A 13,962-nucleotide genomic window follows, 5' to 3' on the forward strand; every position below is an offset into this window, starting at 1 on the left:
GTTCTGAATTATTAATACAAAAGAGTCGATAGAAAACCGTGAATAAGCATGTAAATACACAACAGTTAGCGAAACTTCGGACCATGGTGCCAGAAATGCGCCGTGTCCGGCACATCCACTTTGTCGGTATCGGCGGAGCAGGTATGGGCGGAATCGCTGAAGTGTTGGCCAATGAAGGATATCAAATTAGCGGATCCGATTTGGCACCGAATGCTGTCACGCAACAGTTAAGCGATTTGGGCGCTCAAATTTACTTTAATCACCGTTCTGAAAACGTTCAGGGTGCCAGCGTCGTTGTGGTATCAACGGCAATTCCGGCGGATAACGCTGAGGTGGTGGCCGCTCGTGAAGCCCGAATTCCGGTTATTCGCCGGGCTGAAATGTTGGCGGAATTGATGCGTTTTCGTCATGGTATTGCAATTGCAGGTACCCATGGCAAGACCACCACAACGGCATTAGTGACGGGTATTTATGCCGAGGCCGGACTGGATCCGACCTTTGTCAACGGTGGATTAGTTAAGGCAGCAGGCACTCATGCTGCACTAGGCTGCAGCCGCTATTTGATTGCGGAAGCGGATGAAAGCGATGCTTCATTCCTGCACTTACAGCCGATGGTCGCCATTGTGACGAATATCGAACCTGACCATATGGAAACGTATCAGGGCGATTTTGAGAATCTGAAACAGACATTTATTAACTTCCTGCATAACCTGCCGTTTTACGGTCGTGCAGTAATGTGTATTGACGACCCTGTGGTAAGAGAGTTAATTCCGCGGGTTGGTCGTCAGGTGATTACGTATGGATTCAGCGATGACGCTGATGTGCGTATTAAAGATTATGAGCAAAATCGCTCTCAGGGCAGCTTTACCCTGTGCCGTCAGGATAAGAGTGAACTGCGGGTGATGCTGAATGCGCCGGGTAGACACAATGCTCTGAATGCAGCCGCTGCGGTAGCAACGGCAACGGAAGAGGGCATTTGTGATGATGCCATTGTTCAGGCTCTGGCTAAATTTCAGGGCACCGGACGCCGCTTTGACTTTTTGGGCAATTTCGAGCGTGCTGACGGCGGCGACGTTATGTTTGTCGATGACTACGGCCATCACCCGAGCGAAGTCGATGTCACCATCAAGGCTGCGAGAGCCGGATGGAGCGAGCGTCGGTTGGTGATGATTTTCCAGCCTCATCGTTACTCGCGTACCCGCGATTTATACGATGATTTTGCGCATGTACTGTCACAGGTTGATGTGCTGTTTATGCTGGATGTCTATTCTGCCGGAGAGTCACCGATTCCGGGTGCAGACAGTCGTTCGCTTTGCCGCACTATTCGTGGCCGTGGAAAATTAGATCCGATTTTTGTGCCTGACGTCGAGGCATTGCCTGAGATGTTACAGCAGGTGCTTCAGGGGGGAGATCTCCTTCTGACTCAGGGTGCAGGTAATATTGGGCGGGTTGCCCGTCGTCTGGCCGAACTACAGTTATGTGCAACAACTAAACAAGCAACAAATTCTAATGAGGGAAATCATGGCTGAAAAAGTAGCGGTACTCCTTGGGGGAACATCGGCAGAGCGTGAAGTATCACTTAAATCCGGTGCTGCCGTTTTAGCGGGGTTACGTGAAGCTGGCGTTGATGCTCATCCTATCGATCCGAAGAGCTATGCGGTCACTCAGTTAAAAGCTGATGGATATAATAAGGTATTTATCGCGTTACACGGGCGTGGTGGTGAAGACGGAACTCTGCAGGGCGTACTTGAATTCCTAAATTTACCTTATACCGGCAGTGGCGTGATGGCTTCTGCATTAACAATGGATAAGTTGAGAACTAAATTGCTATGGCAGGGTTCTAACTTAGCGGTATCACCTTATATCGCGTTAAATTGCGACCAACTGGCTCAGTTCAACGCTGACGATGTTATCCAGCGCTTAGGTTTACCGTTGATTGTTAAACCAAGTAATGAAGGTTCCAGCGTTGGTATGAGCAAGGTAAATGCCGCTGAAGAACTGCTGCCGGCATTACAAGAAGCATTTAAACACGATACCTGTGTATTAGTCGAAAAATGGCTGAGCGGCCCCGAGTTTACGGTAGCTATTTTGGGCGATGAGGTTTTACCTTCAATCCGCATTCAGCCTGCCGGCGTATTTTATGACTATCAGGCTAAATATTTATCGGATGAAACTGAATATTTCTGCCCGAGCGGTTTGAGCGATGAGCAAGAAGCACAGATCAGAGCATTAGCTTTATCGGCCTATCAGGCCGTTGGTTGCCAAGGATGGGGGCGTGTAGACGTCATGATGGACAGCGATGGTCAGTTCTACTTACTGGAAGTGAATACCGCACCGGGAATGACAACGCACAGTTTAGTGCCGATGGCTGCCCGTCAGTCCGGTCTGAGCTTCTCTCAGTTAGTGGTTAAGATTTTGGCGTTGGCTGACTGATATGTCCCAAGCGGCAAGACGAAACGTTCGCGAAGAGAATGATAAAAGAAGTTCTGGTCGTAATAACGGCACACAGCTAGTCGGCATCATCTTTTTATTGATGGTTCTAGGAACTATCGCATGGGGATGCTGGGCGGTTGTTAACTGGATGAATGATGCTCAACGCCTGCCGCTTTCTCGTTTAGTGGTGACCGGTGAGCGACATATTACGACTGATGATGATATTCGTCAGGCGGTGTTGTCTTCCGGTCCTCCGGGAACGTTTATGACCCAAGATGTTGATGTTTTGCAACAGCAGATTCTTCATCTCCGGTGGATTAAGCAGGCCAGCGTACGCAAACAGTGGCCAAATGAGCTAAAGATTCACATTGTTGAATATGTGCCATATGCCCGCTGGAATGATTTGCAGTTGATGGATAAAGACGGGAATGCATTTAGCGTTCCGGCTGAGAGAGTCAGCGATAAGACTCTTCCTCTGCTTTACGGCCCCGAAGGCGGTGAAAAAGAGGTGTTAGAAGGATTCAATGCCATGAATCAGGCGCTGGCTGCCGCCAAGTTTAAATTGAAAACGGCCGCAATGAGTGAAAGACGGTCATGGCAATTAGTTTTAGATAACGATGTTCGTATCGAGCTAGGGCGAGAGAATAGAGCGAAGCGGTTAGAGCGGTTTATTTCACTCTATCCGGTGCTTCAACAACAGGCTCCGGCAGACAAGCGTATTAGTTCTATTGATATGCGTTACGACACCGGTGCCGCAGTCAGTTGGGCACCCGCATTTATTGAACCAGAAGGGCAGGGTCAGGCAGTTTTGTCTGACTGGGTTAAACCACAAAGTCAGGCAAATTAATAATGATCAAGTCGACAGACAGAAAGCTGGTAGTTGGACTCGAGATTGGTACAGCAAAAGTTGCTGCACTGGTTGGTGAAGTGTTGCCTGATGGGATGATTAATATTATTGGCGTTGGCAGTTGTCCATCCCGAGGAATGGATAAGGGCGGCGTTAACGATTTAGAGTCGGTGGTTAAATCTGTCCAAAGAGCTATCGATCAGGCTGAGTTGATGGCTGACTGCCAGATTGCATCAGTTTACTTAGCTCTGTCTGGCAAACACATTAGCTGTCAGAACGAAATCGGCATGGTGCCGATTTCAGAAGAAGAAGTTACTTTGGAAGATGTTGAAAGCGTTGTGCATACCGCTAAGTCAGTACGGGTCCGTGATGAACACCGGATTCTGCACGTTATTCCTCAGGAATATGCTATCGACTATCAGGAAGGTATTAAAAATCCGGTTGGTCTTTCTGGCGTACGGATGCAGGCAAAAGTTCATTTGATTACCTGCCATAACGATATGGCAAAAAACATTGTTAAAGCAGTCGAACGCTGTGGTTTGAAGGTTGATCAGCTTATTTTTGCTGGATTAGCCGCTAGTTATGCTGTGTTGACCGAAGATGAGCGCGAGTTAGGCGTCTGTGTAATCGATATTGGTGGCGGTACAATGGATATTGCTATTTATACCGGAGGCGCACTACGTCATACTAAGGTTATTCCTTATGCTGGTAATGTTGTAACCAGTGATATCGCGTATGCGTTTGGTACGCCGCCAACTGATGCTGAAGCCATAAAAGTAAGACACGGTTGTGCACTGGGCTCGATTGTCAGTAAAGATGAAAATGTTGAAGTACCTAGCGTAGGTGGCAGACCACCGCGTAGTTTACAACGACAGACGTTGGCCGATGTTATTGAGCCACGATATACCGAATTACTAAATTTAGTAAATGACGAAATTTTGCAGGTTCAGGAACAGTTGCGCCAACAGGGCGTGAAGCACCATTTAGCTGCCGGCGTTGTGTTAACCGGCGGTGCTGCTCAAATCGATGGTCTGGCCGAATGTGCACAACGTGTATTCCACACGCAGGTGCGTATCGGACAGCCGCTGAATATCACTGGACTAACGGATTATGCGCAAGAACCTTACTACTCTACAGCAGTAGGTTTATTGCACTACGGTAAAGAGTCTCATCTCAGAGGTGAGGCTGAAGTAGAAAAAAGAACATCTGTACGTAGCTGGTTTAAAAGATTGACCGGCTGGTTACGTAAAGAATTTTAATACAGTGATGCAATTATCTCATTTTAAGCGATAATTTATTGCGTAAGAGTCAAAACGGAGAGAGAGATTATGTTTGAACCTATGGAGCTAACCAATGATGCGGTGATTAAAGTCATCGGCGTCGGTGGCGGTGGCGGTAACGCTGTAGAACACATGGTCCGTGAGCATATTGAAGGCGTAGAATTCTTTGCCATCAATACCGATGCTCAGGCACTGCGTAAAACAGCCGTTGGCCAAACTATTCAGATCGGTAGTGGCGTAACAAAAGGTTTGGGTGCGGGTGCAAACCCGGAAGTCGGTCGTAATTCTGCGGAAGAAGACCGTGAAGCACTGCGTGCTGCCCTTGAAGGCGCTGATATGGTGTTTATCGCTGCGGGTATGGGCGGTGGAACAGGTACTGGTGCTGCACCCGTTGTGGCTGAAGTGGCTAAAGAATTAGGCATTTTGACCGTAGCCGTGGTGACCAAGCCATTTAACTTTGAAGGTAAGAAGCGAATGACGTTTGCAGAGCAAGGCATTGCCGAGCTTTCTAAGCACGTTGACTCACTGATTACTATTCCAAACGACAAGCTGCTGAAAGTTCTGGGCCGTGGTATCTCTTTGCTTGATGCATTCGGTGCGGCTAACGATGTACTAAAAGGTGCGGTACAAGGTATTGCCGAACTGATTACACGTCCAGGCTTGATGAACGTTGACTTTGCTGACGTACGTACTGTGATGTCTGAAATGGGTTATGCCATGATGGGATCCGGTATTGCTCGCGGCGAAGATCGGGCGGAAGAAGCGGCTGAAATGGCTATTTCTAGCCCATTACTGGAAGATATTGACCTTTCTGGCGCTCGTGGTGTCTTAGTCAACATCACCGCCGGTTTCGATCTTCGTTTAGACGAATTTGAAACCGTAGGTAATACCATCCGTGCTTTCGCCTCTGATAATGCCACCGTTGTTATCGGTACATCATTAGATCCGGAAATGAGTGATGAGCTGCGCGTTACCGTTGTTGCTACCGGTATCGGTATGGATAAGCGTCCGGAAATTACTTTAGTTTCTAAGTCTCCGGCGTCTCAACCAGTCGATCATCGTTATGCTCAACATGGTTTAGCCCCACTGCAACAGCAGGAAGCGAAGCCAGCGGCAGCGAAAGTTGTGAACGACCAAGGTTCACCGGTAAACAAAGAACCCGATTATTTAGATATTCCGGCATTCTTGCGTAAGCAGGCCGATTAAGCCGAATAGACTGAATGATTTTGATTCTCCGCTCTTTATGCTAAACTATCGCGGAGGTCATGGTGTAAGCTATGGCAAGATGGTTCAATATTGCGAGATAATACGATGATTAAACAGCGGACACTAAAACGCATAATTCAAGCAACTGGCGTCGGTTTACATACCGGACGCAAGGTTAGCCTGACTCTGCGCCCTGCTGCGGCGAATACTGGTGTCATCTATCGTCGTACTGACTTGAATCCACCGGTTGATTTTCCGGCAGATGCAAAATCCGTGCGTGATACCATGCTTTGTACCTGTTTGGTAAACGAAGATGACGTACGTATTTCTACCGTGGAACACCTTAATGCTGCATTAGCAGGATTAGGCATCGACAACATTATTATTGAAGTTGACGCACCTGAAATTCCGATTATGGATGGCAGTGCGGCACCTTTCGTCTACCTGCTCTTAGACGGCGGAATTGAAGAGTTGAACGTAGCGAAGAAATTCCTGCGTATCACTAAGCCAGTTCGCGTTGAAGACGGTGACAAATGGGCTGAACTGACTCCGTATAACGGTTTTAGCTTAGACTTTACTATCGATTTCAATCATCCGGCGATTGATTCTGGTTCACAACGCTACCGCATGGATTTCTCTGCAGATGCGTTTGTTCGCCAAATTAGTCGTGCTCGTACTTTCGGATTTATGCGTGATATCGAGTATCTACAGTCTAAAGGACTGTGTCTGGGCGGAAGTTTCGACTGTGCTATCGTAGTAGACGATTATCGTGTACTAAACGAAGACGGTTTACGTTTCCAGGACGAGTTCGTTCGACACAAAATGTTGGATGCAATTGGTGACTTGTTTATGTGTGGTCATAACATTATTGGCGCATTCACTGCGTTTAAATCTGGTCATGCACTGAACAACAAGTTATTACAGGCCGTATTAGCCCAGCAAGAAGCTTGGGAATACGTGACCTACGAAGATGAAGCTGAAATGCCACTGGCATTCAAAACTTCAAGAACCGTATTAGCTTAATCTTAACTTATTAAGTTTACGGCTTTTTATTACGACTCGCTGTGCTGGTAACTCTCTCTCCGGCCAGTGCAGCCAGTCGTTCTAATTTTTCCTTAAGTTTCCCTTGGCATCTCGCCGCTAAATCCCTTAATTGTTCTGCGCTTTGTTCACTAAGTTTGCGCATAGGCGTATCATCTTTAGATGCGTTAGGTGTATAACTGCGGACTAAATCTGCGGCGGTTTGATTATTTATCGTCAGCTTAGGATTAATCTTTATGTCGATTGAGGCTAAAGATGGTAATATTTCAGTTCTGAGCGCACTTAAAAGCATCGGTTGTTCATAACGTAGTCGAACTAACCAGCTTGCGTTAGCAACCTCAAGGACTAAAACGCCTTGACGATAGTTAGCAACCCGGCAATAGCCGTGTAGTTGCTTAGGAAGAAGGGCCTTAACCGCCTTGTTAAGTTTTAACAGAGCTATTGCACGTTGCTGCACGTTACGCAGTAAGTCTGCATCGTCAAATAGCGTATCTAATAATACTGGGCGACTATCGCGCATAAATAAGATTCCGGCAGATAAGAATTAGTTGATAATGGGCATTTTAAATCGTTGGCGACAATTTGGTAGGCGTTATTTTTGGCCGCACCTCTTATTAGGGGTTGTTGCGGCAAGTATCGGTGCGCCTTCAAATCTTAACGGTTTACCTCAGCAGATTTCATTATCAACGGCGGCGTTAAATATTAACCGCATTAATTCAGCGGTTCCCGGCGTTGGGCAACTGGTTTTACTGAGTCAAATCAGCAACCGTCCGTTGCAAAATCTTAATCCGTGGCAACAATTTGCTATTCGTAACTATCTTACCCGTTTAGTGGTGGCTTTTCCTCAGGATGAGCCAGCACTCGACACTATAAAGAATAATGAAGAAGACGGTAAGATTCTGGTTAGCCATCTTGCGCTATTAGATTCACTATCGATACTCTTTTCTACAAATTTAAAAGTACCTGCCGTAGTATCTCTGCTGGTACAGATTGATTCTAGCTTTATTCAACCCACCGTTGGGCTTTGGCTGGCCAAAGTTCAAGGTATCCGCGCAGGGCCTTCTGCCAACGCCTAATCTTGCGTAGCCATTCGCTTTACTTTCGGCTACCTGAGCAGTTTCCTTATTTTTTTCTTTGAATTCCTACTGCGGATTGGCAGTACTAAAGAGATATTTAGACGTATGCTAACTAAGTTAATGACAAAAATTTTCGGTAGCCGTAATGACCGAACCCTACGCCGTATGCGTAAAAATGTAGAAACCATCAATCGCCTTGAGCCTGCATTTGAAGCGCTGTCTGACGATGAGCTAAAAGCAAAAACCATTGAGTTTCGTGAGCGTATTGAAAAAGGCGAATCGTTAGAGGCGCTTATTCCTGAGGCTTTTGCCGTAGTCCGTGAAGCCAGTAAGCGCGTATTCGGTATGCGTCACTTTGACGTTCAGATGATCGGCGGCATGGTGTTGAATGACCGCTGTATCGCAGAAATGCGTACCGGTGAAGGTAAAACCCTCACCGCGACTCTGCCAGCCTATCTGAATGCGATTTCTGGCCGCGGTGTGCATGTTGTTACGGTGAATGACTACTTAGCCCGACGCGATGCGGAAAACAACCGCCCTCTGTTTGAGTTTTTAGGGTTATCAGTAGGTATCAACTTACCGGGCATGCCGCCTCCGGCTAAGCGTGAGGCTTATGCCGCTGATATTACTTACGGCACCAATAATGAATTCGGCTTTGACTACCTGCGTGACAACATGGCTTTCAGCCCTGAAGAACGCGTTCAACGTAAACTGTACTATGCGTTGGTGGATGAGGTTGACTCCATTTTAATCGATGAAGCCCGTACTCCACTGATTATCTCCGGTCCGGCAGAAGACAGCTCTGAGCTGTATAAGAAAGTGAATAAAATTATTCCTCACTTACTGCGTCAGGAAAAGGAAGATTCAGACACCTTCGAAGGTGAAGGTCACTTTTCCGTTGATGAAAAGTCTCGTCAGGTCAATATTACGGAACGTGGTTTAATATTGGTTGAAGAGCTGCTAATGGACGCCGGTATGATGGAAGAGGGGGAATCACTGTATTCTCCGACCAACATTGCACTGATGCATCACGTTACCGCAGCCCTGCGTGCCCACGCGCTGTTTACCCGCGACGTTGACTACATCGTTAAAGATGGTGAAGTTATCATCGTTGATGAGCATACTGGCCGTACGATGGAAGGTCGCCGCTGGTCCGATGGTTTACACCAAGCGGTTGAAGCGAAAGAAGGCGTTGAAATCCAGAATGAAAATCAGACTCTGGCTTCTATCACTTTCCAGAACTACTTCCGTCTATATGAAAAGCTGGCCGGTATGACCGGTACTGCGGATACCGAAGCTTTCGAATTCCGTCAGATCTACAAGCTGGATACCATCGTTGTTCCAACTAACCGCCCGATGATTCGTAACGATATGCCTGACTTAGTCTATATGACTGAGCAAGAAAAAATCGATGCCATCATTGAAGATATCAAAGAGCGTAGCACTAAAGGCCAGCCAATTCTGGTGGGTACGATTTCGATTGAAAAATCTGAAGTTGTTTCCCGTGAGCTGACCAAGGCCGGTATTGAGCATAAAGTACTGAACGCGAAGTTCCACGAAAAAGAAGCGGACATCGTTGCTAACGCCGGTCAGGAAAGCGCAGTAACCATTGCGACTAACATGGCTGGTCGTGGTACAGATATCGTATTAGGCGGTAGCTGGCAGTCTGAGCTTGCTGAAATCGACAACCCAACCGAAGAGCAAATCGCCGAAATTAAAGCCGCATGGCAAGTTCGTCATGACCGCGTGCTGGCTGCCGGTGGTTTACATATTATTGGTACTGAGCGCCATGAATCGCGCCGTATCGATAATCAGCTTCGTGGTCGTTCTGGCCGTCAGGGTGATGCCGGTTCTTCCCGTTTCTACCTGTCAATGGAAGATGCGCTGATGCGTATATTCGCCTCAGATCGCGTTGCAGGAATGATGCGTAAACTGGGCATGAAACCGGGCGAAGCCATTGAGCATCCATGGGTGACTAAAGCTATTGCTAACGCGCAGCGTAAAGTTGAAAGCCGTAACTTTGATATTCGTAAGCAACTGCTGGACTTCGATGATGTGGCAAACGATCAACGCCGTGCAATCTATGCCCAGCGTAATGAATTGCTGGACGGTGGCGACGTTAGTGAAACTATCAACAGCATCCGTGGTGATGTATTCAGCACGGTTATCGATAATTACATTCCACCTCAGTCTCTGGAAGAAATGTGGGATGTGCCGGGCTTAGAAAGCCGTTTGAAAAATGATTTTGATCTTGATCTTCCTATTGCTGAATGGCTGGATAAAGAGCCAGAATTACATGAAGAAACGCTGCGTGAGCGTATTCTGGAAGAGTCGATCAAAGTTTATAAACTGAAAGAAGAAGTTGTTGGCGAAGAGATGATGCGCAACTTTGAGAAAGGCGTTATGTTGCAAACGCTGGACACCTTGTGGAAAGAGCATCTGGCAGCGATGGACTACTTGCGTCAGGGTATTCATCTGCGCGGCTATGCGCAGAAAGATCCTAAGCAAGAGTACAAGCGTGAATCCTTCTCAATGTTTGCCAGCATGCTGGAAGCGTTAAAATATGAAGTCATCAGCGTGCTGAGTAAAGTCCAGGTTCGTATGCCTGAAGAAGTTGAAGCCATTGAGCAACAACGTCGTGAAGAGGCAGAGCGTTTAGCCAGCCAGCAGCAGTTGAGCCATCAGGAAGCTGAAAACGCGCTAGCCGAAGAGCCAGCCAGCGGCGGTACTGTGGTTCGCGGTGAACGTAAAATTGGTCGCAACGATCCTTGCCCTTGTGGTTCAGGTAAGAAATACAAGCAGTGCCACGGCCAGTTACAATAGTCGTAGCGGTGTTAGTCTGAACTGATTGATAAGAGCGCCTGATGGCGCTCTTACTTTATCAACCATAAGATGATTATTTTAATTAAGTGAGCGCAGATATGAGTATTAAACGTATAGAAATTGCCGTTGGTATTATTATTAATTCAGAGCGGAATATCTTTATTACTCAGAGACAAAAGGGAAGCCATCTGGCTGACTTCTGGGAGTTTCCCGGCGGCAAAGTCGAAACGGCTTTAGGGGAGAGTCCACAACAGGCGTTGCATCGGGAACTGAATGAAGAAGTCGGCATCAGCGTGGCCCGTTCTGAATTGTTAACCACCTTAGAGTACGATTATCCTGATCGACAGCTTAAACTTCATTTTTTTATGGTTGATGACTGGCAAGGGGAACCAAAAGGATGTGAGGGGCAGCTATCCCGATGGGTAAATATATCTCAGTTAGATGTCGACCAGTTCCCTGAAGCCAATCGGCCGATAATCGCTCTGTTAAAACGTCAAGCCGCACAGGCGGAATAATCGCGCTATGCGGCTCTTAGGGAGGGAGACCGGGTTACTGTAGCTTCGGGTCTTCTTCACTCCAGTCATCGCTGTCAGACAGCTCTGTTGCACTCGGAATACGTTTTTCTTCATCAGCCCACTCGCCTAAGTCAATTAGCTGACAACGTTTGCAGCAAAAAGGCCGATAGGGGCTCTGCTCTCCCCAAATAACAGTTTTACCGCAGGTAGGGCAATTGACTTCAATCGGACTGGTACTCATCTAACTCTCCAAACAAAATTGTTGCATGTCAGGCTATAAGCTGACGGTTAACGCCTACCGAGCTTGCTCAGTGATTAGCAGCAGGCGATCTCAAAGGTAAAGCGATCGGGGGTTTCCCCTTGTTCACTGTCAAATGGCATAAACCTGATGGCAAAACGGGTTTTATGGCCTGAAACTTGAGGATACAGTTGGTAGGCTGAATCAACTCTGATGCGTAAAATATCACTGTCTTCGGCATTATCCTGATAAAAACCGTTGGCGCTAGTCTGTTTTTGATAGTTACCGGACTGGCGAATCAAGCTGAGACAGGTATTCAACGCATTGTTTAACGGCATCATGGTGCCAATCCATTCTGAAACTTGCTCATCGCGCACCAGCTTCGGATTATGTAACCACATATGCAAAATAGGTAAATCAAAGCTACAGCACCCGCCGGGGATACTCAACCGTTGGCGTACCATACTGATTAAGCGGTCTTCTTTTAACGACTGCCCCAGGCGCGGAGCCGCCAACAGAATTGATGATTGATCTTTCATACTATGACGCAGTGCATTCAGGCGCTCAACGTCAACGCCGGGAACGTCAATCCAGGCCAGTAATTTTTGCTGCTGACGTTCAAGTTCCTTTATTAACTCGGTACGGACATCGCCACGATCGATGATGTCGAGTAATTCACTCACGGTCCGAAAGAACCCGAGAGTGTTAGTCAAATTAGTGAGTGAGCGATTGTGTTGTAATTGCTGAAGTAAGAACTCAAGGCGAAGCCAAGTGCGGGCCTTTTCATTAAGCGGATGTTCAAAAAGTATGTTCTGGGATAAATCACTCATATAGACGAATCCTGCCTGTTGAATTCATGGGCCAAGGTTAGATACTTCTGATGCAATTGCGCTATTTTATTCATTAATTCATCGCTGGAACCGTCATTATTTAGCACATCATCGGCATATGACAAGCGGGCTGCGCGCGAGGTTTGCGCTGCAAGTATCTGCTCTGCCTGCTGTTGATTGGTTCCGTCACGAGCCATTGTTCTACGCAATTGCGTTTCTATACTGACATCTACCACTAATATCCGATTTGCCCGCCAGCAAAGATTATTTTCTACTAAAAGTGGGACAACCCAAAGTAAATAAGGTGCCTTAATGCTGGAAATTTGTTGTTGAGTTTGTTGCTGAATTAACGGGTGAAGTAAGCGATTTAACCACTGTTTTTCATCAGGATCGCTAAATATCTTGGCCCTGAGCTTTTTCCTGTCCAGAGATCCGTCGGCAAGAAGTATGGAAGAGCCGAAGTGCTGAGCTATCTGTTGTAGCGCGACTGTGCCCGGTTTCACCACCTGACGAGCGATGATGTCTGCATCAACAACAGGGACACCCAATCGGGAGAATGCATCAGAAACTGTCGATTTTCCGCTGCCGATTCCGCCTGTGAGCGCGACGATATAACTCATACAAACACCTGCAATAGTAGTGATAGATCAATAATAAAGGGATCTCCAAGAAGTGCAAGCCACCCGGCACCTGCGAGAAAAGGACCAAAAGCTATTGGCCTACGACTATCAGCGCTACGATGATGCTTAAACCACCAATAAATTAGGCCGCTTAAACTGGCGCAAAAGAGTACGGCTGGGAGTAATGATGCACCGATCCATGCTCCTAGACCCGCCATCAGTTTAATATCTCCATGGCCTAATCCATCAACACCTTTTATGAATTTAAAACATCGGGCCGGTAACCAAAGAAGTAGAAAACCAGCAATAAGGCCCAGTAGTGATTCAGAAACGGTTAATGCCGACAACTCAAGATATCCGCAGATTAGCCCGCTCCAGATTAGCGTATAGGTCAGTGCATCCGGTAAGAGCTGATGCCTGATATCAATAATTATCGCAGTCAGCAATAGTGCAGTCAGGCTGAGTATGACCAATATATTAATAGGTTCCGGCCGTAAAGAGACAATAACCATAAAAATAAAGCCGGTCAGGAGTTCAATATAGCTATTACAAGGCGATATAGCGTGTTTACAGTGCGGGCATCGCCCTTGAACGTACAGCCATGAGTACAGCCATGAAAGTACTGGAAGTATTGAGAATATCGACTGCGAATGCTGGCAGTGCTGACAACCACGCCGGGAGAAGAAAGCCACTTCTGCGGGTTTATCAACCTCAGGTTTTGCTCGGTTATAGCTGTTATCGGTAGTGATAAACAGATAACAAGACTGCCGCCACTGGGCATAAATGATTAACGGTAAGCGGGATGAAATAAGATTTACCAGGCTGCCGACAAATAAACCAACAACGCCGAATAGAGAAAGAATTAGCGGGGCATCCATCCTGTGCCTTAATCTGCTTTATCGCAGATAAATTTGTACGAGTATAGCTGAAATTTTTTGTGAATCTCAGACTTGTTCAGTAATTATTCATGTGTATGATAACGTCACTGGAAATGGCCCACATTCAGCTTATAGCTAATTTGCGATACGTCGCCAAAAACCAGGAAACCCATCA

Annotated in this window: 14 protein-coding genes; 9 read left to right on the plus strand and 5 right to left on the minus strand. The window is 46.9% G+C overall.

The window, feature by feature from the left end; all coding sequences use genetic code 11:
• Positions 1-83: 83 nt before the first annotated feature.
• The 6 genes from murC (at position 84) to lpxC (ending at position 6,789) form a co-directional block, all read left to right on the plus strand.
• Positions 84-1,529 carry a UDP-N-acetylmuramate--L-alanine ligase gene (murC, locus tag YWE_RS0102685; RefSeq protein ID WP_218046415.1) on the plus strand — a complete coding sequence of 482 codons (1,446 nt, stop codon included), beginning with the start codon at positions 84-86 and terminating at the stop codon, positions 1,527-1,529.
• On the plus strand, positions 1,522-2,433 hold the full coding sequence (locus YWE_RS0102690) for a D-alanine--D-alanine ligase (RefSeq protein ID WP_029093126.1): 912 nt from the start codon (positions 1,522-1,524) through the stop codon (positions 2,431-2,433). The genes murC and YWE_RS0102690 overlap by 8 nt, the downstream gene beginning before the upstream one ends.
• A 1-nt stretch (position 2,434) precedes the next feature.
• Complete coding sequence (gene ftsQ, locus YWE_RS0102695) at positions 2,435-3,280, plus strand: cell division protein FtsQ (RefSeq protein ID WP_029093127.1); 846 nt, start codon at positions 2,435-2,437, stop codon at positions 3,278-3,280.
• 2 nt (positions 3,281-3,282) lie between these two features.
• Positions 3,283-4,539, plus strand: coding sequence for a cell division protein FtsA (gene ftsA, locus YWE_RS0102700; protein WP_029093128.1), 1,257 nt, complete (start codon positions 3,283-3,285; stop codon positions 4,537-4,539).
• 69 nt (positions 4,540-4,608) lie between these two features.
• Entirely contained in the window at positions 4,609-5,766 is a 1,158-nt protein-coding gene (gene ftsZ / locus YWE_RS0102705; RefSeq protein WP_029093129.1) for a cell division protein FtsZ, read from the plus strand.
• 105 nt (positions 5,767-5,871) lie between these two features.
• Complete coding sequence (lpxC, locus tag YWE_RS0102710) at positions 5,872-6,789, plus strand: UDP-3-O-acyl-N-acetylglucosamine deacetylase (RefSeq protein WP_029093130.1); 918 nt, start codon at positions 5,872-5,874, stop codon at positions 6,787-6,789.
• A gap of 16 nt (positions 6,790-6,805) precedes the next feature.
• Here the strand turns inward: lpxC and YWE_RS0102715 are convergent, their stop codons facing one another.
• Complete coding sequence (locus tag YWE_RS0102715; RefSeq protein ID WP_029093131.1) at positions 6,806-7,327, minus strand: DUF721 domain-containing protein; 522 nt, start codon at positions 7,325-7,327, stop codon at positions 6,806-6,808.
• Positions 7,328-7,358: 31 nt separating this feature from the next.
• Between YWE_RS0102715 and secM the strand changes: the two genes are divergently transcribed.
• The 3 genes from secM to mutT all read left to right on the plus strand — a co-directional run bounded on the left by secM (position 7,359) and on the right by mutT (position 11,221).
• The gene (secM, locus tag YWE_RS0102720) at positions 7,359-7,883 is read left to right on the plus strand and encodes a secA translation cis-regulator SecM (protein WP_029093132.1); all 525 of its coding nucleotides are present in this window, start codon (positions 7,359-7,361) and stop codon (positions 7,881-7,883) included.
• Positions 7,884-7,988: 105 nt separating this feature from the next.
• A complete protein-coding gene (gene secA, locus YWE_RS0102725) occupies positions 7,989-10,706 on the plus strand; it encodes a preprotein translocase subunit SecA (protein ID WP_029093133.1) in 2,718 nt (905 codons plus the stop codon).
• Between the two features lie 104 nt (positions 10,707-10,810).
• Positions 10,811-11,221, plus strand: a complete 411-nt coding sequence (gene mutT / locus YWE_RS0102730; protein WP_029093134.1) for an 8-oxo-dGTP diphosphatase MutT — start codon at positions 10,811-10,813, stop codon at positions 11,219-11,221.
• Positions 11,222-11,255: 34 nt separating this feature from the next.
• Here the strand turns inward: mutT and yacG are convergent, their stop codons facing one another.
• The 4 genes from yacG to YWE_RS0102750 all read right to left on the minus strand — a co-directional run bounded on the left by yacG (position 11,256) and on the right by YWE_RS0102750 (position 13,787).
• Positions 11,256-11,462 carry a DNA gyrase inhibitor YacG gene (gene yacG / locus YWE_RS0102735; protein WP_029093135.1) on the minus strand — a complete coding sequence of 69 codons (207 nt, stop codon included), beginning with the start codon at positions 11,460-11,462 and terminating at the stop codon, positions 11,256-11,258.
• Positions 11,463-11,536: 74 nt separating this feature from the next.
• Positions 11,537-12,289, minus strand: a complete 753-nt coding sequence (zapD, locus tag YWE_RS0102740; protein ID WP_029093136.1) for a cell division protein ZapD — start codon at positions 12,287-12,289, stop codon at positions 11,537-11,539.
• Positions 12,286-12,909, minus strand: coding sequence for a dephospho-CoA kinase (gene coaE, locus YWE_RS0102745; RefSeq protein ID WP_029093137.1), 624 nt, complete (start codon positions 12,907-12,909; stop codon positions 12,286-12,288). The genes zapD and coaE overlap by 4 nt, the downstream gene beginning before the upstream one ends.
• Positions 12,906-13,787, minus strand: a complete 882-nt coding sequence (locus YWE_RS0102750) for a prepilin peptidase (RefSeq protein ID WP_029093138.1) — start codon at positions 13,785-13,787, stop codon at positions 12,906-12,908. Before YWE_RS0102750 ends, coaE begins: the two co-directional genes overlap by 4 nt.
• Positions 13,788-13,962: the final 175 nt, after the last annotated feature.

It is taken from the genome of Budvicia aquatica DSM 5075 = ATCC 35567 (assembly GCF_000427805.1).
In the GTDB taxonomy this organism is placed as follows: Bacteria; Pseudomonadota; Gammaproteobacteria; order Enterobacterales; family Enterobacteriaceae; genus Budvicia; species Budvicia aquatica.

Excerpts from the sequence above, each read along its gene's own strand:
- ftsZ (WP_029093129.1), top strand. The coding sequence starts at position 4,609 with ATGTTTGAACCTATGGAGCTAACCAATGATGCGGTGATTAAAGTCATC.
- YWE_RS0102690 (WP_029093126.1), top strand. The coding sequence starts at position 1,522 with ATGGCTGAAAAAGTAGCGGTACTCCTTGGGGGAACATCGGCAGAGCGT.
- zapD (WP_029093136.1), bottom strand. The coding sequence starts at position 12,289 with ATGAGTGATTTATCCCAGAACATACTTTTTGAACATCCGCTTAATGAA.
- murC (WP_218046415.1), top strand. The coding sequence starts at position 84 with ATGGTGCCAGAAATGCGCCGTGTCCGGCACATCCACTTTGTCGGTATC.
- YWE_RS0102750 (WP_029093138.1), bottom strand. The coding sequence starts at position 13,787 with ATGGATGCCCCGCTAATTCTTTCTCTATTCGGCGTTGTTGGTTTATTT.
- YWE_RS0102715 (WP_029093131.1), bottom strand. The coding sequence starts at position 7,327 with ATGCGCGATAGTCGCCCAGTATTATTAGATACGCTATTTGACGATGCA.
- ftsA (WP_029093128.1), top strand. The coding sequence starts at position 3,283 with ATGATCAAGTCGACAGACAGAAAGCTGGTAGTTGGACTCGAGATTGGT.
- lpxC (WP_029093130.1), top strand. The coding sequence starts at position 5,872 with ATGATTAAACAGCGGACACTAAAACGCATAATTCAAGCAACTGGCGTC.
- secA (WP_029093133.1), top strand. The coding sequence starts at position 7,989 with ATGCTAACTAAGTTAATGACAAAAATTTTCGGTAGCCGTAATGACCGA.
- ftsQ (WP_029093127.1), top strand. The coding sequence starts at position 2,435 with ATGTCCCAAGCGGCAAGACGAAACGTTCGCGAAGAGAATGATAAAAGA.
- yacG (WP_029093135.1), bottom strand. The coding sequence starts at position 11,462 with ATGAGTACCAGTCCGATTGAAGTCAATTGCCCTACCTGCGGTAAAACT.
- coaE (WP_029093137.1), bottom strand. The coding sequence starts at position 12,909 with ATGAGTTATATCGTCGCGCTCACAGGCGGAATCGGCAGCGGAAAATCG.